Raw genomic sequence first — 22,787 nt, 5'->3', positions numbered from 1 at the left:
GAGCCGCCGTTGGCGTTTGTAACGAGAGTGTTTGATGCCGCTGTCCAACGTACAGATTCTTCATCAGGACGATGCCGTCCTGGTGATCAACAAGCCGACCCTGCTGCTCTCGGTGCCCGGCCGCGCCGACGACAACAAGGACTGCCTGATCACGCGCCTGCAGGAAAACGGCTACCCGGACGCGCTGATCGTGCACCGTCTGGACTGGGAAACTTCCGGGATCATCCTGCTGGCGCGCAACGCCGATGTGCACCGCGAGCTGTCCCGGCAGTTTCATGACCGGGAAACGGAAAAGGCCTACACCGCGCTGGCCTGGGGCCAACCGGCGCTGGACAGCGGCAGCATCGACCTGCCCCTGCGTTACGACCCGCCGACCAAACCCCGGCATGTGGTCGATCACGAATTCGGCAAACACGCGCTGACCTTCTGGAAGGTGCTTGAGCGTCACGACACCCACTGCCGGGTCGAACTGACACCGATCACCGGCCGCTCGCACCAGTTGCGCGTGCACATGCTGTCGATCGGGCATCCACTGCTGGGCGATGGGCTGTATGCACATCCTGAGGCGCTGGCGGCGTATCCGCGGCTGTGCCTGCACGCGAGCATGCTGACCTTTACGCATCCGGTGAGCAAAGAGCGGATGCGGATTGAGTGTGCGGCGCCGTTTTAACGCTTGGGTTTAAGGTGTTGGCCTCAAAGTATTGGCTTTAAATCATTACTCTGATGCCTTTCAGGCCTATTCGCCAGCAAGCTGACTCCCACATTTGCTTAAACGTGCCATGGCCTGATGGATCTCCTAGTCCGCCCAAAAGCCCGGCACCAAAGCGGACATGGAGATCCATCAGACAGCGGTACGTTGCAAAAAATGTGGGAGCCAGCTTGCTGGCGAATAGGCCTGAAAGGCATCAAAGTAAGAATCTCAAGCCAACCCTATAAACAACCCAACCTTTGCGCCCCCCCCACTCGCCCCTGCCTGAATACAGCGGTAAACTCCCCGCCATTGCCGTCTGGAGTCACTTATGCGAGAAGAGTTGAACCAAGGCCTGATCGATTTCCTCAAGGCCTCTCCCACCCCGTTTCACGCCACCGCAAGCCTGGTGCAGCGTCTGGAAGGCGCCGGTTACCAGCGTCTGGACGAGCGCGAGCCCTGGCACACCGAAGCCGGTGGCCGCTACTACGTCACCCGCAACGACTCCTCCATCGTCGCCTTCAAACTGGGCCGTCTGTCGCCGCTGATCGGTGGCATTCGTCTGGTCGGCGCCCACACCGACAGCCCGTGCCTGCGGGTCAAGCCGCAGCCTGAACTGCAGCGCCAGGGCTTCTGGCAGCTGGGCGTGGAAGTCTATGGCGGCGCCCTGCTCGCCCCGTGGTTCGACCGCGACCTGTCGCTGGCCGGGCGCGTGACCTTCCGCCGTGACGGCAAGGTCGAAAGCCAGTTGATCGATTTCAAACTGCCGATCGCGATCATCCCCAACCTGGCCATCCACCTGAACCGCACCGTCAACGAAGGCTGGGCGATCAACCCGCAGAACGAACTGCCGCCGATTCTCGCCCAGGTCGCCGGAGACGAGCGCCCGGATTTCCGCGCCCTGCTCACCGACCAACTGGCCCGCGAGCACGGCCTGAACGCCGACGTGGTGCTCGATTACGAGCTGAGCTTCTACGACACCCAGAGCGCAGCGGTCATCGGCCTGAACGGCGAGTTCATCGCCGGCGCCCGGCTGGACAATCTGCTGTCGTGCTTCGCCGGCCTGCAAGCCCTGCTCAATGCCGATGGCGACGAGACCTGCCTGCTGATCTGCACCGACCACGAAGAAGTGGGCTCGACCTCCGCCTGCGGCGCCGATGGCCCGATGCTGGAACAAGTGCTGCAACGCCTGCTGCCTGAAGGCGACGACTATGTGCGCACTGTGCAGAAGTCGCTGCTGATTTCCGCCGACAACGCCCACGGCGTGCATCCTAACTACGCAGAAAAACACGACGGCAACCACGGCCCGAAACTCAATGCGGGCCCGGTGATCAAGGTCAACAACAATCAGCGCTACGCCACCAACAGCGAGACCGCCGGTTTCTTCCGTCATCTGTGCATGGCCGAAGAGGTGCCGGTGCAGAGCTTCGTGGTGCGCAGCGACATGGCCTGCGGCTCGACCATCGGCCCGATCACCGCAGGCCACCTGGGCGTGCGCACGGTGGACATCGGCCTGCCGACCTTCGCCATGCACTCGATCCGTGAACTGGCTGGCAGCCAAGACCTGGCGCATCTGGTAAAAGTGTTGACCGCGTTCTATGCCAGTGCCGAATTGCCGTAAGGCATTGATGATCCCGTAGCAGTCCGGCTTGCCGGCGGGGCGGTGGGTCAGCGCTGAATATGTTGACTGACACTCCGCTCCCGCCGGCAAGCCGTGCTGCTACGGGGGCGATGTCCATGCCAGCATGCGTGGTGTCGGTTTGACGATGTACATGCCGACGTCTGCTGTGTCGACATGACGATGTCTACAATCAAAAAGCCCTGCCGATTCGAGGTTGACTGCCCGGTGACTGTCCCTTCCCGCTTCTGTGTTCTCTCGCGTCTGCTGCTGATCTGCCTGCTTGCGCTGTTCCCGTTCGCCCTGACTCAGGCCGCTGGCCTGCCGAGCCTGTTGGGCGGCCAGAAAGCCCAGCCCCAGGCGCAGGAGCCGCTGGGCCAGTCGCTGGACGAAGTGATCACCTCGCTGGAAAACGATCAGCAGCGGGCCAAGTTGCTGGAGGACCTGAAGAAGCTGCGCGACGCCACCAAGAAGGCCCAGCCCAATGCCGAGCAAGGCGTGCTGGGCTTGATTGGCAGCACGCTGTCGGAATTCGAGAAACAGTTCACCGGCGATGACAGCCCGCTGAGCCGCTGGGGCTTCGAGATCGAGCAGGCCGAGCAGGAGCTGATGACCCTGATGCTGCCGGCCAACCAGTGGTGGCCTATCATCTTCAGCTTCGCGGTGGTACTCGCGCTGTGGAGCCTGCTGGCTTCGGCGCTGATCTGGCTCAGCCATCGGGTGCGGGTGCGCTTCGGTTTGTCTGAAGAATTGCCGCAACACCCGCGCCCCACCGACATGCTGCGGTTTGCCCTGCGCAAACTCGGCCCCTGGCTGATCGCGCTGGTGATCACCATCTACCTGAGCTACTCGCTGCCGCCGTCGCTGGGCCGCGATCTGGCGATGGTGCTCGCCTACGCGCTGGTGGTCGGTACGTTGTTCTCGGCCATCTGCGTGATCGCCTTTTCCCTGCTCGATGGCCCGCATCGCCATCAGGCGCTGTACATCCTGCGTCATCAGGCATTCAGGCCGCTGTGGTGGATCGGCAGCTTTGCCGCCTTCGGCGAGGCCTTGAGCGATCCGCGACTGGTCGCCAGCCTGGGTGTGCACCTGGCCCACACCGCCGCGACCTTGGCCAATGTCATGGCGGCGCTATCCACCGGGCTGTTCGTGATTCGTTTCCGCCGGCCTATCGCCCACCTGATCCGCAACCAGCCGCTGAACCGTCGCTTGAAGCGTCGCGCCTTGAGCGACACCATCGAGATTCTCGGCAGCTTCTGGTTTCTCCCGGCACTGGCGCTGGTGGGCGTGTCGCTGTTCGCCACGTTCTTCTCGGCAGGTGACACCAGCACCGCGCTGCGTCAGTCGCTGATCTGCACCGTGCTGCTGGTGTTGTGCATGGTGATCAACGGCCTGGTACGCAGGCATTCACAGAAGCCGGCCCACGGCCACAAACGCCATGCGCTGTACTCGGATCGGCTGAAAAGCTTCTTCTACACCGTGCTCCACCTGCTGGTGTGGCTGGTTTTCATCGAGCTGGGTCTGCGGGTCTGGGGCCTGTCGCTGATCCGCTTCGCCGAGGGCGACGGCCATGACATCAGCGTGCGGGTGATTGGCCTCGCCACCACGCTGATGTTCGCCTGGCTGATCTGGATTCTCGCCGACACGGCCATCCATCACGCCCTCACCCGCTCGCGCAAGGGCCTGGCCAACGCCCGCGCGCAGACCATGATGCCGCTGATCCGCAACGTGCTGTTCGTGACCATTTTCATCATCGCGGTGATCGTCGCGCTGGCCAACATGGGCATGAACGTCACGCCGCTGCTGGCCGGTGCCGGTGTGATCGGCCTGGCCATCGGTTTCGGTGCGCAGTCGCTGGTGGCGGACCTGATCACGGGCCTGTTCATCATCATCGAAGACTCGCTGGCCATCGACGACTACGTCGACGTCGGCGGGCACCTGGGCACGGTCGAAGGCCTGACCATCCGCACCGTACGCCTGCGCGACATCGACGGCATCGTGCACACCATCCCGTTCAGCGAGATCAAGAGCATCCAGAACTACTCGCGGGAATTCGGCTATTCGATCTTCCGCATCGCGATTCCGTCGAGCATGAACATCGACGACGCCTTGAAGATGATCCGCGACGTCGGCCAGAAAATGCGCACCGACCCGCTGCAACGGCGCAACATCTGGTCGCCGCTGGAGATTCAGGGCGTGGAGAGTTTCGACTCGGGCAACGCCATCCTTCGCGCCCGCTTCAAGACCGCGCCGATCAAGCAGTGGGAAGTGTCCCGGGCGTTCAACCTGGCGCTCAAACGCTACATGGATGAAGCCGGCATGGACCTGGCCACCCCGCGTCTGAACGTGCAGGTGAGCACCAGCGGCGGGAGCGTGAGTGAGGTGCGCGGCAAGAAAGGCGATTCCGCGAATAGTTGATTCAAACCATCAAACATCCGCCACGATCGCGCTCACATGAATCGCATCGTGGCGCCAATACTCCAGATCGCAATCGATCAGCCGGCCACGCTGGTCATGGTTGACCCGGGCGATGCGCAAGCCCGGGCTGCCGATCGACACCTTCAGCGCCGCAGCCGCTTCCACCGGTAATGCGGTGGGCACCATCTCGAAACGCACCTGCCCGTAACGAATGTCGTAATGCCGGGCATACAGCTCGGTCAGCGACTGATTCAGGTCGAAATCCAGGATCTGCGGAAAGAACTCGGGGTTCAGGTAGTGCTCGACGTACAGCACCAGCCGCTCGTCGATGCGCCGCACGCGGCAGATCTGGATCACGCTCGACAGCGCAGGCAGTTGCAGCAATTCGCAGATCGCCGCTGAAGCAGGCTGCAAGCGCGCGGAAATCACCTGAGTGGCCGGCACCCGGCCCTGCGCCTCAACCATGGCGTGAAAGTGGCTGCGGCGCATCAGGTCGTAGGCCAGGCGTGGCGGCGAGATGAACCAGCCGCGGCGTTCCTCACGATAGATCAGCCCCCGAGCCTCAAGCTGCACCAGCGCCTCACGCAATGTAATGCGCGTGGTGTCGAATACTTCACTGAGCTTGCGTTCGGCGGGCAGCTTGCTGCCGGGCGGCAGCAGGCCATGCTCGATCTGCTCCTGCAGGGCATTGCAGATCGTCGTCACCGCTCGAGGCACTTCCTGGCGCATTGCGTTACCTATCTGGACTAGACCAGCACTGTATGAGGGCAAAACCCAACACTCCAAGGCCGGTTTCAATGCCATTGAGCGTAGGCAGCCTAGATGACTGTTACGTGACAATCCAGCGCGATGTGCTTGAAAAATAACCCAATAAAAAGAAATTAGCCTTTTCATATCAGTCACTTGGCCATGGTCTACGCTTACTTCACAGCGTCCGCCTGCGCCACACGGTACATAAGCAAAAGCCAGTCCAGACACGAAAGTGTCATGAGACTCGCCTAACTTGGCTCAGGTATTGCTGATCTAGACCAACCCAATCGCACCGAGCACTTAGGCGACCCTTTCTGAATAAACGTCGCCAAGTCCAAGACCAAAGGAGCTTCGAATGAAACACCTTTTGCTGGCATCACTTCTGGGTTCGGCCATCGCGCTGAGCACCTCGGCCATGGCCGCTGACACCGATCTAAAGACCCTGGAAGCCGCGGCCAAGACCGAAGGCGCGATCAACAGTGTGGGCATGCCCGACGATTGGGCGAACTGGAAAGGCACCTGGACCGACCTCACCGCCAAGTACGGCCTGGTGCACATGGACACCGACATGAGCTCGGCCCAGGAAGTGGCGAAGTTCGACGCGGAAAAAGACAATGCCAGCGCCGACATCGGTGACGTGGGCGCCGCCTTCGGCCCGATCGCCGTGGCCAAGGGCGTGACCCAGCCGTACAAGCCGACCACCTGGGACAAGGTGCCGGACTGGGCCAAGGACAAGGACGGCCACTGGGCGCTGGCCTACACCGGCACCATCGCGTTCATCGTCAACAAGAAGCTGCTGCACGGCTCCGACGTGCCGACCAAATGGGCTGACCTGAAAAACGGCAAGTACAAGGTCACCATCGGTGACGTGGGCACTGCGGCACAGGCAGCCAACGGCGTACTGGCGGCGGCCATCGCCATGAAAGGCGACGAAACCAACATTCAGCCGGGCCTGGAACTGTTCACCGAGCTGGCCAAGCAAAAACGCCTGGGCATCAACAACCCGACCATCCAGACCATGGAAAAGGGTGAAGTGGAAGTCGGCATCGTCTGGGACTTCAACGGCCTGAGCTACAAGGCCAAGATGGCCAACCCGGATGACTACGTGGTGCTGATTCCATCCGATGGCTCGGTCAAGTCGGGCTACACCACCATCATCAACAAATACGCCAAGCACCCCAACGCGGCCAAGCTGACCCGCGAATACATCTTCAGCGACGAAGGGCAGATCAACCTGGCCAAGGGCAACGCCCGCCCGATCCGCGCCGAAACCGGCTTGAAGCTGCCGGAAGAGATCGCCAAAAACCTGATTCCGTCCGAGCAGTACGTCAAGGCCAACCCACAGCCGATCAAGAACGCCGACGCGTGGGAAAAGACCTCGAAGGCACTGCCGCAGAAGTGGAACGAGCAGGTCATCGTCGAGATGCAGTAATAGCCCGTGCCTCATGGATGAGGCACAAGCACCTCGAAACCTGTGGGAGCCGGCTTGCTGGCGAATGCGATTTTTCAGTCAACATTGATGCGTCTGAACGAATGCATTCGCCAGCAAGCCGGCTCCCACAATCATCACCGCACGCCGTCACGCCAATCCCCCGGAGATGCCATGAAACACAACGTCATCCTGATTCTGCTGGACGGCCTCAGCTACAGCGTGGCCCAGCATGCGATGGGGCATCTGCTGGCGTACCGCAACGCCGGCAAGGCGGCGTTGTACAAGCTGGAGTGCGAGCTGCCGGCGCTGTCCCGCCCGCTGTACGAATGCATCCTGACCGGCGTTGCGCCCATCGACAGCGGCATCGTGCACAACCAGGTTTCCCGTCTGTCCAACCAGCGCAGCGTGTTTCATTACGCGTCAGCAGCTGGGCTTACAACCGCAGCAGCGGCCTACCACTGGGTCAGCGAGCTGTACAACAAGAGCCCCTTCGTGGCTTCGCGGGATCGCCACACCGACGACCTCGACCTGCCGATCCAGCACGCTCATTTCTACTACGTCGATCACTACCCCGACTCACACCTGTTCGACGATGCCGAGCATCTGCGAACCGCCCACTCGCCGAATTTCCTGTTCATCCACCCGATGAACATTGATGACGCCGGGCACAAACACGGCCTGGACACCCCGCAGTACCGCAACAGCGCGCGTTCGGCGGACATCATCCTGGCCGAATACCTGCAGCGCTGGCTCGACGCCGGTTACCAGGTGCTGGTGACCGCCGACCACGGCATGAACAACGACCGCTCGCACAACGGCATCCTGCCCGAAGAGCGCGAAGCCCCGCTGTTCGTCATTGGCGATGCCTTCAGCCTCGACCCCGACGCCCAACCGAAGCAGACCGAAATCTGCGGCACGGTCTGCCAACTGCTCGGCGTGCCGCACGACAAACCCGTCTCTGGAGAGCTGCTCAAGTGAGTACTCAAACCCGCGGCAAGGGCCTGGCGCTGCTGTGCCTTGTGCCTTTTGCCCTGTTCTTCATCGCCTTTGAGCTGGCGCCGCTGGCCTGGGTGGCGATCAACAGCCTGCGCTCGGAAGCCGGCTGGGGGGTGGACAACTTCGTCCGCGCCTTCGACTCGCGCTTCTATCGCCAGGCCATGCAATACAGCCTGGAGATCAGTTTCTGGTCGAGCCTGATCGGCATCGTCATCGCGGTGCTGGGCAGCTACTCCCTGCGCAAGGTGCCCTCGCGCCTGCGGGATTTCGTCAGCGCCTTCGCCAACATGACCAGCAACTTTTCCGGCGTGCCACTGGCCTTCGCCTTCATCATCCTGCTGGGTTTCAACGGCGCGCTGACCCTGATTCTCAAGCAGGCCGGAATCATCGACGACTTCAACCTGTACTCGAAAACCGGCCTGATCATTCTCTACACCTACTTCCAGATTCCCCTGGGCGTGCTGTTGCTCTATCCGGCCTTCGACGCCCTGCGCGATGACTGGCGCGAGTCGGCATCCTTGCTGGGCGCCAGCACCTGGGACTTCTGGCGGCACATCGGCATTCCGGTGCTGACCCCAGCCCTGCTCGGCACCTTCGTGATCCTGCTGGCCAATGCCCTGGGCGCCTACGCCACGGTCTACGCGTTGACCACCGGCAATTTCAACGTGCTGCCGATCCGCATCGCGGCGATGGTCGCCGGTGACATCTCGCTGGACCCGAACATGGCAAGCGCGCTGGCGATGATTCTGGTGGGCATGATGACCCTCGTCACGATCGTGCATCAGTGGCTGTTGAAGAGGAGCTACCATGTCTCGCGCTGAACGTGGCCCGGTCGGGCTCTACCACCGCGTGGTGGTGTATTTGCTGTTTCTGATCCTGCTGGCGCCGCTGTTGGGCACCTTCATTTATTCCATCGCCACCAGCTGGTCGGCGACCATTCTGCCCAGCGGCCTGACCTACAAATGGTACCTGGCGCTGTGGAGCGACCCGCGCTTTCTGTTCGCCTTCGGCCAGTCGCTTTTGGTGTGCGTGGGCGCGCTGATTCTGTCGGTGGTTCTGATTCTGCCGCTGCTGTTCGTGGTGCATTACCACTTCCCCAAACTCGACGCGCTGATGAACATCCTCATCCTGCTGCCCTTCGCGGTGCCGCCGGTGGTGTCGTCGGTGGGGCTGCTGCAGCTGTACGGCTCGGGGCCGCTGGCGATGGTCGGCACGCCGTGGATTCTGATCGGCTGCTACTTCACCGTCGCCCTGCCGTTCATGTACCGGGCCATCACCAACAACCTGCAGGCGATCAACATCGTCGACCTGATGGACGCCGCGCAACTGCTCGGCGCCAGCACCTTTCAGGCCGCGTATCTGGTGGTACTGCCCAACCTGCGCAAAGGTTTGATGATCGCCCTGCTGCTGTCGTTTTCCTTCCTGTTCGGCGAGTTCGTGTTCGCCAACCTGTTGGTGGGCACCCGTTACGAGACGCTGCAGGTATACCTCAACAACATGCGCAACAGCAGCGGCCACTTCAACAGTGCGCTGGTGATCTCCTATTTCTTCTTCGTACTGCTGCTGACCTGGGCGGCCAACCGACTGAACAAGGACAAAGACTGATATGAGCTTCGTCAGCGTCGAAAACCTGCAAAAGAACTACGCCAGCACAGCGGTCTTCAGCGACATCAACTGCGTGATCAACCAGGGTGAATTCGTCACCCTGCTCGGCCCTTCCGGCTGCGGCAAATCCACCCTGCTGCGCTGCATCGCCGGGCTGACCTCAGTGACCAGCGGCAAGATCTTTCTCGATGGCAAGAACATCGTGCCGGTGTCACCACAGAAACGCGGAATCGGCATGGTGTTCCAGAGCTATGCGCTGTTTCCCAACATGAACGTGGAGCAGAACGTCGCCTTCGGCCTGCGCATGCAAAAGGTCAGCACCGATGAAATGAAACAGCGCGTGGCCGAAGTGTTGAAGCTGGTGGAACTGACCGACTTCGCCAAGCGCTACCCGCATCAGATGTCCGGCGGCCAGTGCCAGCGTGTGGCGCTGGCCCGCTCGCTGGTGACCCGCCCGCGCCTGCTGCTGCTCGACGAGCCGTTGTCGGCGCTGGATGCGCGGATTCGCAAACACCTGCGCGAACAGATCCGCGCGATCCAGCAGGAACTGGGCCTGACCACCATCTTCGTGACCCACGATCAGGAAGAAGCGCTGACCATGTCCGACCGCATCTTCCTGATGAACCAGGGCCGGATCGTCCAGAGCGGTGACGCCGAAACCCTCTACACCGCCCCGGCCGATGCCTTCGCCGCAGGCTTTATCGGCAACTACAACCTGCTGGAAGCCGAAGACGCGACCAAGCTGATGCAGCGCCCGATCAACAGCCGCGTCGCCATTCGCCCGGAGGCCATCCAGTTGAGCCTGACCGGCTCGCTGGAAGGCGAAGTGCGCAGCCACAGCCTGCTCGGCAACGTGATTCGCTACCGCGTCGAGGCGCGTGGCGTGGAACTGGTGGTCGACGTGCTCAACCGCTCCGCCGCCGACTTGCACCCGAACGGGCAACGGGTCACCCTGAACATTGAAGCAGACGCGCTTTGCGCGGTTGCTTGATCGCGACGCTGACGCAGACCTCCCGCCAGGCCAGTAACCTGTGGGAGTGAGCTTGCTCACGAAAGGGCCGGTACATTCAACGATACTCGGCGCCTGGAAGTCAGCTTTCGTGAGCAAGCCCACTCCCACAGGGGCGGCGGCGACCGGCAGACCTGTACACGTATCGAATTAAGAGGATGTAAACCAATGGCCCTAGCCATCTTCGACCTGGACGAAACCCTGATTCACGGCGACTGCGCCAGCCTCTGGAGCGAGCAGATGGGCCGGCTGGGCTGGGTCGATCCCGAGTCCTTCATGAAAAAGGACCAGGAACTCATGGCCGCCTACAGCCGCGGCGAACTGGCCATGGAAGACTACATGGCCTTCAGCCTGGAGCCGATGATCGGCCGCACACCCGAAGAAGTGGACTTTCTGGTCGGCCCGTGGGTTGAGGATTACATCGAACCGATCATCTTCAGCGACGCCACCAAAACCATCGCCGAACACCGCGCCAACGGCGACCGCATCCTGATCATCTCCGCCTCCGGCGTGCACCTGGTGCAGGCGATTGCCGAACGGATTGGCGTGGATGAAGTGCTGGCGATCGATCTAGAAGTGGCTCACGGCGTTTACACCGGCAAAACCACCGGTGTGCTGACCTACCGCGAAGGCAAGATCACCCGCCTTCTGGAGTGGCTGGATCAGCAGGAAGAGAACCTTGAAGGCGCGAGTTTCTATTCGGACTCGCGTAATGATTTGCCGTTGTTGCAGAAGGTGGATTTTCCCCATGTGGTTAATCCGGATGCAGTACTGCGCAAGGCGGCGCAAGAAGCAGGCTGGCCGGTTCACGACTGGAAATGACACGCTCCCCTTCGTTGCAGTCCGGCTTGCCGGCGACAGTGATCTTGATGAGGACGCTATCGCCGGCAAGCCGGACTGCTACGGGTCGAGCAACAAAATGCTGAGAGCTTTATTTCAAGCTCTCATCAATCACTAGCACCACTTTTCCCGACACCTGATTGCTCGCCAACTCCGCGTAGGCCGCTTCCGCTTCCAGGATCGGAAAGCTGCGCGCCAGTTGTGGCTTCAGACGCCCTTCGCTGAACAGCGGCCAGACGTGCTGCCCAAGATCGGCCAGCAAATCGGCCTTGAACTGATCATCACGGCTGCGCAGGGTCGAGCCCAGCAGCTGGATGCGCTTGCCCAACACCAACGCCAGGTCCAGCTCCGCCTTGCGCCCGCCCATCAAACCAATCAGCACCAGACGGCCATCGGTGCCCAGCACTTTCAGGTTGAGGGCTGCGTAGTTGGCGCCGACCGGGTCGAGAATGACGTCGAACGGAGCGAAGTCGCTCAGGCCGTCCAGGCTCTCGCCACGAAGCACGCCGCCCTGGGCACCGAGTTCCTCGCAGTAAGCCAGACGATCAGCCGACCCCACGCTCACCCAGCACGGGCTGCCGAAGGCCTTGCACAGCTGAATGGCGGCTGAACCAACGCCACTTGCTCCGGCGTGCAACAAAACTTTTTCGCCGGGTTTGAGACCTGCCAATTGGAACAGGTTGAGCCAGGCGGTTGCATACACCTCCGGAATACCCGCCGCTTCGTGCAACGAGATGCCCTCGGGAACCGGCAACACATGGCGCGCATCAACCACCACTTCTTCGGCCATCGCCCCGCCCGCAACCAGCGCGCAGACGCGGTCTCCAAGGCTCCAGGCAGTGCCCGGACCGACTTCGGCGATCACCCCGGAGCACTCCATGCCAAGGATTTCCGTAACCCCGGGCGGTGGTGGATAGAGCCCTGCGCGCTGCAACAGATCGGCACGATTGAGGCCCGCTGCTGCAACCTTTATACGCACCTGACCGACATCCAGTGCAGGTGACGGCTGCTCAACCCATTCCACTTGACCTTCAACGCCTTGCAATGCTTTCACGGTGCCTCCATAGTGACTCTTGGACTGAGCTCGACGTGCTTTGTAGCGTTCGGGCTTTTTGCATTATTCGACCGGGTTCCCGTTGAAACTTTTTGCAGTACGACAGGAACCGGCGACCTTAAAGACGGCCTACTATGCGTTATCAATTGTCCACGCGTCGAATCAGCATGAAGCATTTTCTTCCCAGCACCACCCTTGCATTACTCCTTGGCCTGGCGGCATTGCCCATGTCTGCCAGTTCGTTCGCAGCCAACAGCTGGGATAATCTTCAGCCTGATCGCGATGAGGTCATCGCCAGCCTGAATGTCGTGGAGCTGCTCAAGCGCCACCACTACAGCAAGCCGCCGCTGGACGACAAGCGTTCAGAAATCATCTACCAGAGCTATCTCAAACTCCTCGACCCGTCGCGCAGCTATTTCCTGGCCAGCGACATCGCCGAGTTCGACAAGTGGCGTTTCCAGTTCGACGACTTCCTGAAAAGCGGCGATCTGAACCCGGGATTCACTATCTACAAGCGCTATCTGGACCGCATCAAGTCGCGTCTGGATTTCGCCTTGGCGCAACTGAGCAAAGGTGTCGACAAGATCGACCTGAACACTCAGGAAACCTTGCTGGTCGACCGCAAGGATGCCCCATGGCCGAAGAACGAAGCCGAGCTGGACGACCTGTGGCGCAAGCGCGTCAAGGATGAAGTCCTGCGCCTGAAGATCGCGGGCAAGGACCCGGCCAAGATCCAGGAAACCCTGACCAAGCGCTACAAGAATCAGTTGGCGCGTCTGGGCCAGACCCGCAGCGAAGACATCTTCCAGGCGTACCTGAACACCTTCGCGATGTCCTACGATCCGCACACCAACTACCTGTCGCCTGACAGCGCGGAAAACTTCGATATCAACATGAGCCTGTCGCTGGAAGGCATCGGTGCTGTCCTGCAAAGCGACAACGACAACGTCAAGATCGTACGTCTGGTCCCGGCTGGCCCTGCCGCCAAGACCAAGCAGGTCAACACCGCCGACAAGATCATCGGCGTCGCCCAGGGCGACAAAGAGATGGTCGACGTGATCGGCTGGCGTCTGGACGAAGTGGTCAAGCTGATCCGTGGCCCGAAAGGCTCGGTGGTGCGTTTGGAAATCATCCCGGCCAGCAATGCGCCGAACGATCAGACCACCAAGATCGTGTCGATCACCCGCGAAGCCGTGAAGCTCGAAGAGCAGGCGGCCAAGAAGTCGATCCTGCACCTGAACCAGGACGGCAAGGACTACAAGCTGGGCGTGATCGAGATTCCGGCGTTCTACCTGGACTTCAAGGCCTACCGCGCCGGCGATCCACAGTACAAGAGCACCACCCGCGACGTGAAGAAACTGCTGACTGAGCTGCAGTCGGAGAAAGTCGACGGCGTAGTCATCGACCTGCGCAACAACGGCGGTGGCTCGTTACAGGAAGCCACCGAGCTGACCAGCCTGTTCATCGACAAGGGCCCGACCGTGCTGGTGCGTAACGCCGACGGCAAGGTCGACGTGCTCGAAGACGAGAACAGCGGCGCGTTCTACAAAGGCCCGATGGCGCTGTTGGTCAACCGCCTCTCGGCCTCGGCCTCGGAGATTTTCGCCGGTGCCATGCAGGACTATCACCGTGCGCTGATCATCGGCGGCCAGACCTTCGGCAAAGGCACCGTGCAGACCATCCAGCCGCTCAATCACGGCGAGCTGAAACTGACCCTGGCCAAGTTCTACCGGGTTTCCGGGCAGAGCACCCAGCATCAGGGCGTGCTGCCGGACATCGCCTACCCGTCGATCATCGACACCAAGGAAATCGGCGAAAGCGCGCTGCCTGAGGCGATGGCCTACGACACCATCAAGCCGGCGATCAAGCCTGCAGTCGATCCGTTCAAGCCGTTCCTGGCGCAGCTGCAATCGCGTCACGACGTGCGTTCGGCCAAGGACGCCGAGTTCGTGTTCGTCGAGCAGAAGCTGGCGCTGGCCAAGAAGCTGATGAGCGAGAAGACCGTCAGCCTCAACGAAACCGAACGCCGCGCCGAGCATGCCGATGTCGAAAGCAAGCAGCTGGTGATGGAAAACACCCGCCGCAAGGCCAAGGGCGAAGAGCCGCTCAAGGAACTCAAGAAGGAAGACGAAGACGCACTGCCGGTGGACGACGACAAGACCAAACCGGAAGACGACGCGTACCTGGCCGAGACCGGCCGCATCCTGCTCGATTACCTGAGCCTGAGTGGTTCGGTCGCAAAGAAGTAAATAGCCCCAAATGACCCGCTTCGCGGCGGGTCATGAAACATGACGAGATGATGGCAAATCGTCATCAAACAGTCATGAATCTGTCGTGAAATACGGGAGCTCGATGCCTTGGCGTCGCAGCTCCTTTTTTCTTGCACCGAGATTGCCATGACCGTGACCGAACAGCTGAGCGCTTTGAGTGCGATTCTGACTCACCGCGACCTGTCCAGCCTGTTCCAGCCGATTGTGTCGCTGTCGGATCGCCGCATCCTGGGCTACGAAGCCCTGACCCGCGGCCCGTCCAACAGCTCACTGCACTCCCCTGTCAGCCTGTTCGCCGTGGCGCGTCAGGCCGGTCGGCTGAGCGAGCTGGAAATGGCCTGTCGCGAGTCGGCCTGTCGACGCTTCGCCGAGCAGAAACTCGACGGCAAACTGTTCCTGAATATCTCCCCCGAGTCCCTGCTCGAACCCTCGCACCCGCCAGGGCAAACCCTGCAACTGCTGCAGCGCTACGGCATTCCGCCAAGCCAGGTGGTGATCGAGCTGACCGAGCAGACGCCTACCGACGATTTCGGGCTGCTGTACAACGCACTCTTCCATTACCGCGACATGGGCTTTTCCATCGCGCTGGATGACCTGGGCGCCGGTTATTCGAGCCTGCGCCTGTGGTCCGAGCTGCGCCCGGATTACGTGAAGATCGACCGGCATTTCATCGACGGCATTCATCAGGATGCGGTCAAGCGCGAGTTCGTCGGTTCCATGCTGCAAATGGCCAAAGCATCGAAGGCACTGGTGATCGCCGAAGGCATCGAGCTGGCCGAAGAGCTGGCGGTATTGATCGACATGGGCGTCGATCTGGTTCAGGGTTATCTGCTGTGTCGTCCGCAAGAGCACCCGCCCCGCGATGCCCGCACCCTGCTGCCCAAGATCGATCCCAATGCCGTGGCCCTGAGCGAGGAAGGCAGCGACCTGAGCGCCCTGCTCAACACGCTGCCCGCCGTGGTGCAGACCACGCCGACCGCCACCGTGCTGGAGGCCTTTCGCAAACAGGCCAACCTCAATTCGCTGGCGGTGCTGGACGACAAACAGCGCCCTATCGGCATCGTCCACCGGCATTCACTGTCGGACGTGCTGCTGCAGCCCTTCGCCACCGAGCTCTACGCGCGCAAACCCATCAGCCGGTTGATGAGCGATGATTTCCTGGCCGTGGAGCTGAGCCAGTCGCTGCAACAGGTCAGCCGCCTGATCACCAGCCGCGCCAGGCAGCGCATCGAAGAAGATTTCATCATCATGCAGAACGGCGTGTATCTGGGGCTGGGCCGGGTCATCGACGTGCTCAAGCTGATCACCGAACTGAAGATACAGCAGGCGCGCTACGCCAACCCGCTGACCCTGTTGCCGGGCAACGTGCCGATCCAGCAGTGCCTGACGCGGCTGTTGCAACAGGGCCGCGAATCGATCATCTGCTACGTCGACATCGACAGTTTCAAGCCCTTCAACGATATCTATGGCTATGGCCGGGGCGATGAAGTGTTGCTGTGCCTGGCGCAGTGCCTGAATGACCGGATCGACCCCAGCCGCGACTTCGTCGGCCACATCGGCGGTGATGATTTCCTGATGGTGCTGGGCTCCGAAGACTGGCGCAAACGTTTGAGTTCGCTGCTCGAAGACTTCCAGAACCAGTGCCGACGCTTCTACCGCGCCGAACACCTGGAGGCAGGATGCTTCGTTGCGCTGAATCGTCAGGGCCAGCGCCAGGAATTTCCCTTGCTGTCGCTGTCAGTGGGCGTGGTGCACCTGCATCCGCAAGCCTGCCACACGCTGGACGCCAGCCAACTGGCCGAGCTCGCCTCCCAGGCCAAGCACTACGCCAAGGACGTCATCGGTGCGAGTGTGCATGTGATCGATACCGCAGTTCCAAACACCGACCTGTAGGAGCCGGCTTGCTGGCGATTGCGGTGAGGCATTCAACACATCTGCGCCTGAACTGACGCAATCGCCAGCAAGCCGGCTCCCACATGATCGCGTATCACCATCCGTCCGGCGGCGAGCCGCAAGTCGGTAAGGCATGCCGCTATTCCGGCTTGAGTTCTTCCGGATACTCGAACTCGAACACCCGCACCACCTCCGCCGCATGCCAGGAGGCGGCAGCGACGCCGTCGGAGGGGCCGGTGAAGCGACCCAGGCGTTCGGCGCATTCGAAGAAACCGGTGCGTGGCAGGCGGCTGGCGCCCTGGCTGATGACCAGCGAACTGCGCAGCGGCTGGTCGGCGCGGGCGTCGATGGCGGCCAGGTGTTCGAGGGCGGCGGTCAGGGTCTGCATGGCCGGGGTAGGCAATTGCAGGCGTTCGAGCAGGGCGCGATAGGTCACCAGATGACGCTGACTGCGTGCCAGATCCAGTTCAGCCAGCAGCCCTTCCCAGTGCTGACGGCTGATGCGCACGCTCATGGCGCACCTCGAAAGCCGGGCACGCCCAGCTCCCAGGCAAGGCTGCGACGAATCGCGGCGTCCGGCTCGCGGCTGCCGTTCTCGATCAGTTCCAGATAGGACGGGCTGATGCCCACCGAACGGGCCAGCTGGCTCAGTTCAAGCCCCTTGGCCTGACGCAGCGCAGCCAGTTGATCCAGCGCGGGAAGATCATCGGCGGAAGGCGCCGCCGAAGCGGCAGATTGAGCAATGGGCGCCGTATTCTGCTGGCTGCGAACACCGGCCGCCTGCAGCAGGGCCTGGTACTGCGCCCATGGCAGCACCGCGTATTCTGGCTCTCCATCCCGAGAAATGACCTGAAGATCCATTACCACCCCCTGTAGGAAGACAAACTTTTACAAGTAATCTTTTTCTTTGTATTGCGGCATCTTAACAGCGGATGGGCAGGGCTGAAACATGGAGCCCCGTAGCAGCCGGGCTTGCCCGCGGGGCGTACTGTCAGGCAATACATTCATCACAGGCATACCGCCCCGCCGGCAAGCCGTGCTGCTACGGAGCGACGTTGAGATCAATCCTTCTTCTCTTTCTCCAACAGCTTCGGCGTTGCCGGCAAGCGCTCGACCACTGCCAGCTTTTCCGGATTCTGTCGCTGGCGCCAGGCGCGAAACGCGTTGAGTTCGTCCTCCAGATTCTTCATCACCCACGCCAACACCGCGATGTCGTCGAGCATGCCCAGGCCCGGAATCCAATCGGGAATCGCATCCAGGGGGCTCAGGAAATACATCAGCCCCGCCACCACCGACAGGATCGCCTTGCCACTGATGGCCCGGTACTCGCCGCGCCAGTAGGCCAGGCACAGCGCCTGCAGCAGTTTCAGATCGTCCTTGAGCTTGCCCAGGCGGTTGCCATCACTGGCCATCTTTCCGGCCACCGCAAACAGCAGCGCAGGCAAACGGCCCGCCGCCATCAAGCGATTGGCCATGGGCAGGTAACGAATGAAATTCCAGGGTGCTTTCATATTCACTCCAGCGATCTCGATAAACATCGAGTCAAGGTCGACCGCCATCGATCGAGGCGCCCAGTGGTCATTCCCGGCCACTGCGCGATAAAAACGCACAAAAGGTTATCCACATTAATTGTGGATAACCTTGTGAACAGAGCCGCCAGACCGCGCTGAAACGCCCGTTTTACAGGGCCTTGGCTCAAATCGCGCGTTTTTTGCCCATTCAAACGAAGGCAAAAAAACAGTTGACCCGGACACCTGCCACAGGGCATGGCGCAGGTTTCGATCCTGCCAAACCAGCCTGCAAACCCGACATTTGCCCGTTCGGCCATCGCTATTGGGACTGCCCAACCCGCTCGCGGTTCGATCTGTTTTCAACGCAAAAGAAAATGCCCCGTCGAGACGGGGCATTCTTTTATTCAAGCAGCAATCGACGTATCGATCACTTCTTGGCAGCTGGCTTGGCAGGTTCTGCCGCCGGTGCTGCTTCTTCCTCTTCGTCCGCCGGAGCGGCTGCATCGTTGGCGCCTGCCGCTGCAGGGTCCTTGATGCCCAGCAGTTCCAGATCGAATACCAGCACCGAGTTGGCCGGGATCATCGGGCTTGGGCTCTGTGCGCCGTAGGCCAGTTCGCTCGGGATGTACAGCTTGATCTTCTCGCCAACGTGCATCAGTTGCAGGCCTTCGACCCAACCCGGGATCACGCCGCTGACCGGCAGATCGATCGGGCTGCCGCGCTCGACGGAGCTGTCGAACACCTTGCCGTCAGTCAGCTTGCCTTCGTAGTGAACAGTCACGACGTCGGTAGGCTTGGGTACTGCACCGTCAGCCTTCTTGATGATTTCGTACTGCAGGCCGGAAGCGGTGGTGGTGACTTCCTTGCGCTTGCCGTTCTCTTCGAGGAATTTCTTGCCGGCTGCTGCCGACTCTTCGGCCATCTTGGCCATGCGCTCTTCAGCACGTTTCTGCAGCTCGCCGAAGGCCGCTACCAGCTCTTCGTCCTTGAGCTTCTGCTCTTTCTTGCCGACGGCGTCTTCGATACCCAGGGCTACGGCCTTGGAATCCAGATCGTCCATGCCTTCCTGAGCCAGGCTCTTGCCCATGTTCAGGCCGATGCCATAGGAGGCTTTTTGTGCCGGGGTTTTCAGTTCAACGGTGCTGGCTTGCTTGTCGCAGCCCGCGAGTACCAGACCGACCAGGGCAATCGCCGCTGCCAACCGATGCTGTTTCATCCTGTTTCCTTGTTCATGCGCCGAAAGGGCAAACGAGTAAAGCCGCGAGCTTATCAGGCCGCCGCGATCAATGGCTACCGGCATGAGAGGGAGAAAAGGCAGATAAGTTCAGGAGGCCAAAGGATTTCTTGTTTGATCGATAAAACTGTTCAGTTCGGGTTCAGAGTTCGATCACCAAAGCCCGCCTTTCACGCAGCTATTGATTCAGAGCGGTAAACGCAGGAGATGCCGTGGCCGATCCCGATTTCGCAATAAAGCACTTTTGCACGGGGCATTTGTGCCCGCTTCGTTCCTGGCCGAACCAGTACATTAATCGGGCATGGTCCCGCAGAGCGACCGACAACAAAACCTCCAGCTCGCTTAATGAATCTGCCAACCATACGGAGCCTTATTCATGACCCACACCCGTAGCACTGTTTTCAAGCTGGCGAGTCTGGCCCTATTGATCGGCAGCACCCAGGCCCTGGCCCAGGACATCACCTTCGTCTCCCAGGGCGGGGCGTATCAGGAGGCGCAAAGCAAGGCGATCCTGGAACCGGCCGCGAAGAAACTCGGCCTGACCCTCAAACAGGACAGCTCGCCCAAGGCCTACCCCATCATCAAGACCCAGGTCGAGAGCGGCAAGGTGACCTGGGACGTGGTCGACCTGCCCACCGGCGACTGCATTCGCGGCGAGGCCGAAGGGCTGTTCGAGAAACTCGACCTGGCGCTGATCCCCAATGCCGCGCAGATTCCCGCCGCACTCAAAGACGACTACAGCGTCGGCTACATCAGTTACTCCACCGTGCTGGCCTACCGCACCGATGCGTTCAAGGCCGACAACGCGCCCAAGACCTGGGCCGACTTCTGGGACACCAAGAAGTACCCCGGCCAACGCTCGCTGCGCAACCTACCGCGCCCGACCCTGGAAATCGCCCTGCTCGCCGATGGCGTTCCGGCCGACAAGCTCTACCCGATGGACGTCGACCGCGCCTTTAAAAAGCTGGAACAGATCAAACCGCACATCGCCACCTGGTGGACCTCCGGCGGGCAGTCGGCGCAGCTGATCAGCGACGGCGAAGTCGACATGATCCAAGCCTGGAACGGCCGCATCAGCGCGGTACAGGCGGCCGGTGCGCCAGTGGCCTTCGACTACAACCAGGGCGTGCTGGAAACCAACTCGCTGTGCGTGCTGAAGAACTCGCCCAACAAGGACGCGGCGATGAAGTTCGTCAACGAGGCCATCGACGCGAAGCTGCAAGCGGCGCTGCCGATGATCATCGATTACGGCCCGCTCAACCCCGAGGCGTTCAAGACCGGCGTGATCCCGGCCGAACGCGCCGCGAAGCTGCCGTCCTCGCCGGAAAACATTTCCCGTCAGGCCCTGTTGTCCGCGCAGTGGTGGGCATCGGCTGACGGCGTCAAGGCCGAAGAACGCTGGCTGTCCTTCGTACAGAAAAAATAATGGGAGGCCCTATGTCCAACGCGTATCTCGCAAAATCCCTGCCCGATTCCAGCGACCATCGCCCACCGCCACTGGCCAATGAGGCGGCATTGGCGCGCGAAGAGCGCAAGGAGCACACCTCGATGCTGTTGCTGCTGGCGCCCGCGCTGGTGATGGTGGTGGTACTGTTGATCCTGCCGCTGTGCTGGCTGGCGTTTCAGTCGGTGCAGACCGAGGACGGCTTCTCGCTGGCCAACTACCTGCGGATCTTCGAAGAGACCATTTACTGGGACACCTTCGCACTGACCTTCAAGATCAGTTTTCTGGTGACGATCCTGTCGATCATCATGGGCTTTCCCATCGCCTACGCAGCCTCGCGCCTGCACGGCTTCTGGGCCAACCTGGTGCTGATCTGCGTGATCCTGCCGTTCTGGACCAGCGTGCTGGTGCGCTCCTACGCCTGGCTGGTGCTGCTGCAGCGGCGCGGCCTGGTCAACCAGACGCTAATGGACCTGGGTATCATCGACCAGCCGCTGAACCTGATGCACAACACCACGGGCACCGTGATCGGCACCCTGCATGTGATGCTGCCGTTCATGGTGCTGCCGCTGTACGCGGTGATGAAAAAGATCCCGCAGGATTTGATGCAGGCCTCTGAAAGCCTGGGCGCCAAGCCGTTCTACACCTTCCGCCGGGTGTTCCTGCCGATGGCCGCGCCTGGCGTGATGGCCGGGTCGATCCTGGTGTTCGTGATCTGCCTGGGCTTTTTCATCACTCCGGAACTGCTCGGTGGCGGGCGCACGATCCTGGTGTCGATGCTGGTGCAACGCAACGTCGAGCTGTATCACGCCTGGGGCGCGGCGAGCGCGGTCGGCCTGGTGCTGCTGTTGGTGGTGTTCCTGATCTTCTGGGGCATCAACCGCTTCATCCCCATCGAACGCATTCTGGGAGCGCGCTAAATGAACCTGCTTGCCAACCTGCGTCACCTGCGTCTGTCCCACGTGCTGTTCACCCTGATCGTGGCGGCGATTCTGTTGTACCTGATCATCCCGGTGCTGATCGTGGTGCCGATGTCGTTCTCCGAAGCGCGCTTCCTGCAATTCCCGCCCAAGCAGTGGTCGGTGCATTGGTATGAGTCGTTCTTCAACAGCGTGGAATGGATGTCGGCGGCCCGGGTCAGCCTGATCACGGCGTTCTTCACCATGGTCATCAGCCTGCCGATCGGCATGGCGGCGGCGTACGCGATCAACAACTCGACCCTCAAAGTGGTGCGCACGCTGCAAATCGTTCTGCTGCTGCCGATGATGGTGCCGATCATCCTGATCGCAGCCGGGGTGTTCTTCGTCTATGCGCGGGTCGGCCTGATCAGCACGCTGACGGGCCTTGTGCTGGCGCACATCATGCTGGCGCTGCCCTACGTGATCATCGCGCTGCTGGCCGGTCTGCGGAACTTCGACATGTCCCAGGAGATGGTCGCCCGCAGCCTGGGCATGAATCGCTTTCGCGCATTCATGGCCGTGACCCTGCCGCAGATCAAACCGAGCGTGGTGTCGGCGACGCTGTTTGCGTTCATCACCTCGCTGGACGAAACCGTGGTGGCGCTGTTCGTCTCCGGCGGCGACAACCAGACCCTGACCAAACGCATGTTCACCGCCCTGCGCGACGAGATCGACCCGACCATCGCCGCGATCAGCTCGATCCTGATCCTGGCCTCGTTGATCCTGGTGGTGATTGCCGGGCGGAACAAGCAGGGGTAGGTCGCGAGTATCCGTCCGGCTTGTCGGCGACGACGTCCATGAGATCGACCCGCGGGCAAGCCCGGCTGCTACGGATTGCGGGTGATAGCCAACCTTGCAATCACCCACGAACGACGTAGCAGCACGGCTTGCCGGCGGGTGGCCCTCAAGATCGCCTTCGCCAGCAAGTCGGCTCCACAGCTTTGAAGCTCGCACACTCGCGCTGTTTTCGTACGCAATTCAGCATCTATCACCCGCACAACCGCTGATCTCGGCATCGGGCGCTGGGCGGGGATTCTTAAAATGAAGCCATCCTTCGTACCCTCAC

At 61.2% G+C, this 22,787-nt stretch carries 20 protein-coding genes; 14 read left to right on the top strand and 6 right to left on the bottom strand.

Annotated elements, in window-relative coordinates:
- Positions 1–34: 34 nt before the first annotated feature.
- From AC1MEK_RS21760 to AC1MEK_RS21750, 3 genes are all read left to right on the top strand, one after another.
- A complete protein-coding gene (locus AC1MEK_RS21760) occupies positions 35–670 on the top strand; it encodes an RluA family pseudouridine synthase (RefSeq protein ID WP_480398346.1) in 636 nt (211 codons plus the stop codon).
- A 349-nt stretch (positions 671–1,019) separates the two neighbouring features.
- Positions 1,020–2,309 carry a M18 family aminopeptidase gene (locus AC1MEK_RS21755; protein WP_480398345.1) on the top strand — a complete coding sequence of 430 codons (1,290 nt, stop codon included), beginning with the start codon at positions 1,020–1,022 and terminating at the stop codon, positions 2,307–2,309.
- 225 nt (positions 2,310–2,534) lie between these two features.
- Entirely contained in the window at positions 2,535–4,724 is a 2,190-nt protein-coding gene (locus AC1MEK_RS21750) for a mechanosensitive ion channel family protein (protein ID WP_480398344.1), read from the top strand.
- A 9-nt stretch (positions 4,725–4,733) separates the two neighbouring features.
- Here AC1MEK_RS21750 and phnR read toward each other — a convergent pair whose 3' ends face one another.
- On the bottom strand, positions 4,734–5,453 hold the full coding sequence (phnR, locus tag AC1MEK_RS21745) for a phosphonate utilization transcriptional regulator PhnR (protein WP_480398343.1): 720 nt from the start codon (positions 5,451–5,453) through the stop codon (positions 4,734–4,736).
- A gap of 376 nt (positions 5,454–5,829) precedes the next feature.
- Here phnR and AC1MEK_RS21740 point away from each other — a divergent pair, with 376 nt between their 5' ends.
- The 6 genes from AC1MEK_RS21740 to AC1MEK_RS21715 all read left to right on the top strand — a co-directional run bounded on the left by AC1MEK_RS21740 (position 5,830) and on the right by AC1MEK_RS21715 (position 11,338).
- Positions 5,830–6,906 (top strand): ABC transporter substrate-binding protein, encoded by a 1,077-nt coding sequence (locus AC1MEK_RS21740; protein ID WP_480398342.1) that lies wholly within the window; start codon positions 5,830–5,832, stop codon positions 6,904–6,906.
- A 171-nt stretch (positions 6,907–7,077) separates the two neighbouring features.
- On the top strand, positions 7,078–7,884 hold the full coding sequence (locus AC1MEK_RS21735) for an alkaline phosphatase family protein (protein WP_480398341.1): 807 nt from the start codon (positions 7,078–7,080) through the stop codon (positions 7,882–7,884).
- Positions 7,881–8,723, top strand: a complete 843-nt coding sequence (locus AC1MEK_RS21730) for an ABC transporter permease (RefSeq protein WP_480398340.1) — start codon at positions 7,881–7,883, stop codon at positions 8,721–8,723. The genes AC1MEK_RS21735 and AC1MEK_RS21730 overlap by 4 nt, the downstream gene beginning before the upstream one ends.
- Entirely contained in the window at positions 8,710–9,507 is a 798-nt protein-coding gene (locus AC1MEK_RS21725; RefSeq protein WP_480398339.1) for an ABC transporter permease, read from the top strand. Before AC1MEK_RS21730 ends, AC1MEK_RS21725 begins: the two co-directional genes overlap by 14 nt.
- A 1-nt stretch (position 9,508) precedes the next feature.
- A complete protein-coding gene (locus AC1MEK_RS21720; RefSeq protein ID WP_480398338.1) occupies positions 9,509–10,498 on the top strand; it encodes an ABC transporter ATP-binding protein in 990 nt (329 codons plus the stop codon).
- A 186-nt stretch (positions 10,499–10,684) separates the two neighbouring features.
- Positions 10,685–11,338 (top strand): HAD family hydrolase, encoded by a 654-nt coding sequence (locus tag AC1MEK_RS21715; RefSeq protein ID WP_480398337.1) that lies wholly within the window; start codon positions 10,685–10,687, stop codon positions 11,336–11,338.
- A gap of 109 nt (positions 11,339–11,447) precedes the next feature.
- Here the strand turns inward: AC1MEK_RS21715 and AC1MEK_RS21710 are convergent, their stop codons facing one another.
- Positions 11,448–12,410 carry an NAD(P)H-quinone oxidoreductase gene (locus tag AC1MEK_RS21710; protein ID WP_480398336.1) on the bottom strand — a complete coding sequence of 321 codons (963 nt, stop codon included), beginning with the start codon at positions 12,408–12,410 and terminating at the stop codon, positions 11,448–11,450.
- Between the two features lie 167 nt (positions 12,411–12,577).
- Between AC1MEK_RS21710 and AC1MEK_RS21705 the strand changes: the two genes are divergently transcribed.
- Positions 12,578–14,659 carry a carboxy terminal-processing peptidase gene (locus AC1MEK_RS21705; RefSeq protein WP_480398335.1) on the top strand — a complete coding sequence of 694 codons (2,082 nt, stop codon included), beginning with the start codon at positions 12,578–12,580 and terminating at the stop codon, positions 14,657–14,659.
- Positions 14,660–14,806: 147 nt separating this feature from the next.
- On the top strand, positions 14,807–16,573 hold the full coding sequence (locus AC1MEK_RS21700; RefSeq protein WP_480398334.1) for a bifunctional diguanylate cyclase/phosphodiesterase: 1,767 nt from the start codon (positions 14,807–14,809) through the stop codon (positions 16,571–16,573).
- Positions 16,574–16,712: 139 nt separating this feature from the next.
- On the opposite strand, the gene AC1MEK_RS21695 is transcribed toward AC1MEK_RS21700, so the two are convergent.
- The 4 genes from AC1MEK_RS21695 to bamJ form a co-directional block, all read right to left on the bottom strand.
- Positions 16,713–17,087, bottom strand: a complete 375-nt coding sequence (locus AC1MEK_RS21695; RefSeq protein ID WP_480398333.1) for a hypothetical protein — start codon at positions 17,085–17,087, stop codon at positions 16,713–16,715.
- Positions 17,084–17,434 carry a helix-turn-helix domain-containing protein gene (locus AC1MEK_RS21690; protein WP_480398332.1) on the bottom strand — a complete coding sequence of 117 codons (351 nt, stop codon included), beginning with the start codon at positions 17,432–17,434 and terminating at the stop codon, positions 17,084–17,086. Before AC1MEK_RS21690 ends, AC1MEK_RS21695 begins: the two co-directional genes overlap by 4 nt.
- Before the next feature lie 200 nt (positions 17,435–17,634).
- The gene (locus tag AC1MEK_RS21685; protein WP_480398331.1) at positions 17,635–18,084 is read right to left on the bottom strand and encodes a YkvA family protein; all 450 of its coding nucleotides are present in this window, start codon (positions 18,082–18,084) and stop codon (positions 17,635–17,637) included.
- Between the two features lie 427 nt (positions 18,085–18,511).
- Positions 18,512–19,300, bottom strand: coding sequence for a BamJ family beta-barrel-assembly machinery protein (gene bamJ / locus AC1MEK_RS21680; protein ID WP_480398330.1), 789 nt, complete (start codon positions 19,298–19,300; stop codon positions 18,512–18,514).
- A gap of 394 nt (positions 19,301–19,694) precedes the next feature.
- Here bamJ and AC1MEK_RS21675 point away from each other — a divergent pair, with 394 nt between their 5' ends.
- From AC1MEK_RS21675 to AC1MEK_RS21665, 3 genes are read left to right on the top strand one after another with little or no spacing between them, the layout of a single operon-like run.
- On the top strand, positions 19,695–20,744 hold the full coding sequence (locus AC1MEK_RS21675; RefSeq protein ID WP_480398329.1) for an ABC transporter substrate-binding protein: 1,050 nt from the start codon (positions 19,695–19,697) through the stop codon (positions 20,742–20,744).
- An 11-nt stretch (positions 20,745–20,755) separates the two neighbouring features.
- Positions 20,756–21,682, top strand: coding sequence for an ABC transporter permease (locus AC1MEK_RS21670; RefSeq protein ID WP_480398328.1), 927 nt, complete (start codon positions 20,756–20,758; stop codon positions 21,680–21,682).
- On the top strand, positions 21,683–22,480 hold the full coding sequence (locus AC1MEK_RS21665; RefSeq protein WP_480398327.1) for an ABC transporter permease: 798 nt from the start codon (positions 21,683–21,685) through the stop codon (positions 22,478–22,480).
- Positions 22,481–22,787 lie beyond the last annotated feature (307 nt).

The organism is Pseudomonas sp. 2, from assembly GCF_056627435.1.
Note: the sequence above shows the minus strand (reverse complement) of the source record. Positions and strands in the feature narration are given on the sequence as shown.

Excerpts from the sequence above, each read along its gene's own strand:
- AC1MEK_RS21760 (WP_480398346.1), top strand. The coding sequence starts at position 35 with ATGCCGCTGTCCAACGTACAGATTCTTCATCAGGACGATGCCGTCCTG.
- AC1MEK_RS21755 (WP_480398345.1), top strand. The coding sequence starts at position 1,020 with ATGCGAGAAGAGTTGAACCAAGGCCTGATCGATTTCCTCAAGGCCTCT.
- phnR (WP_480398343.1), bottom strand. The coding sequence starts at position 5,453 with ATGCGCCAGGAAGTGCCTCGAGCGGTGACGACGATCTGCAATGCCCTG.
- AC1MEK_RS21740 (WP_480398342.1), top strand. The coding sequence starts at position 5,830 with ATGAAACACCTTTTGCTGGCATCACTTCTGGGTTCGGCCATCGCGCTG.
- AC1MEK_RS21735 (WP_480398341.1), top strand. The coding sequence starts at position 7,078 with ATGAAACACAACGTCATCCTGATTCTGCTGGACGGCCTCAGCTACAGC.
- AC1MEK_RS21725 (WP_480398339.1), top strand. The coding sequence starts at position 8,710 with ATGTCTCGCGCTGAACGTGGCCCGGTCGGGCTCTACCACCGCGTGGTG.
- AC1MEK_RS21720 (WP_480398338.1), top strand. The coding sequence starts at position 9,509 with ATGAGCTTCGTCAGCGTCGAAAACCTGCAAAAGAACTACGCCAGCACA.
- AC1MEK_RS21715 (WP_480398337.1), top strand. The coding sequence starts at position 10,685 with ATGGCCCTAGCCATCTTCGACCTGGACGAAACCCTGATTCACGGCGAC.
- AC1MEK_RS21705 (WP_480398335.1), top strand. The coding sequence starts at position 12,578 with ATGAAGCATTTTCTTCCCAGCACCACCCTTGCATTACTCCTTGGCCTG.
- AC1MEK_RS21700 (WP_480398334.1), top strand. The coding sequence starts at position 14,807 with ATGACCGTGACCGAACAGCTGAGCGCTTTGAGTGCGATTCTGACTCAC.
- AC1MEK_RS21695 (WP_480398333.1), bottom strand. The coding sequence starts at position 17,087 with ATGAGCGTGCGCATCAGCCGTCAGCACTGGGAAGGGCTGCTGGCTGAA.
- AC1MEK_RS21690 (WP_480398332.1), bottom strand. The coding sequence starts at position 17,434 with ATGGATCTTCAGGTCATTTCTCGGGATGGAGAGCCAGAATACGCGGTG.
- AC1MEK_RS21685 (WP_480398331.1), bottom strand. The coding sequence starts at position 18,084 with ATGAAAGCACCCTGGAATTTCATTCGTTACCTGCCCATGGCCAATCGC.
- bamJ (WP_480398330.1), bottom strand. The coding sequence starts at position 19,300 with ATGAAACAGCATCGGTTGGCAGCGGCGATTGCCCTGGTCGGTCTGGTA.
- AC1MEK_RS21675 (WP_480398329.1), top strand. The coding sequence starts at position 19,695 with ATGACCCACACCCGTAGCACTGTTTTCAAGCTGGCGAGTCTGGCCCTA.
- AC1MEK_RS21670 (WP_480398328.1), top strand. The coding sequence starts at position 20,756 with ATGTCCAACGCGTATCTCGCAAAATCCCTGCCCGATTCCAGCGACCAT.
- AC1MEK_RS21665 (WP_480398327.1), top strand. The coding sequence starts at position 21,683 with ATGAACCTGCTTGCCAACCTGCGTCACCTGCGTCTGTCCCACGTGCTG.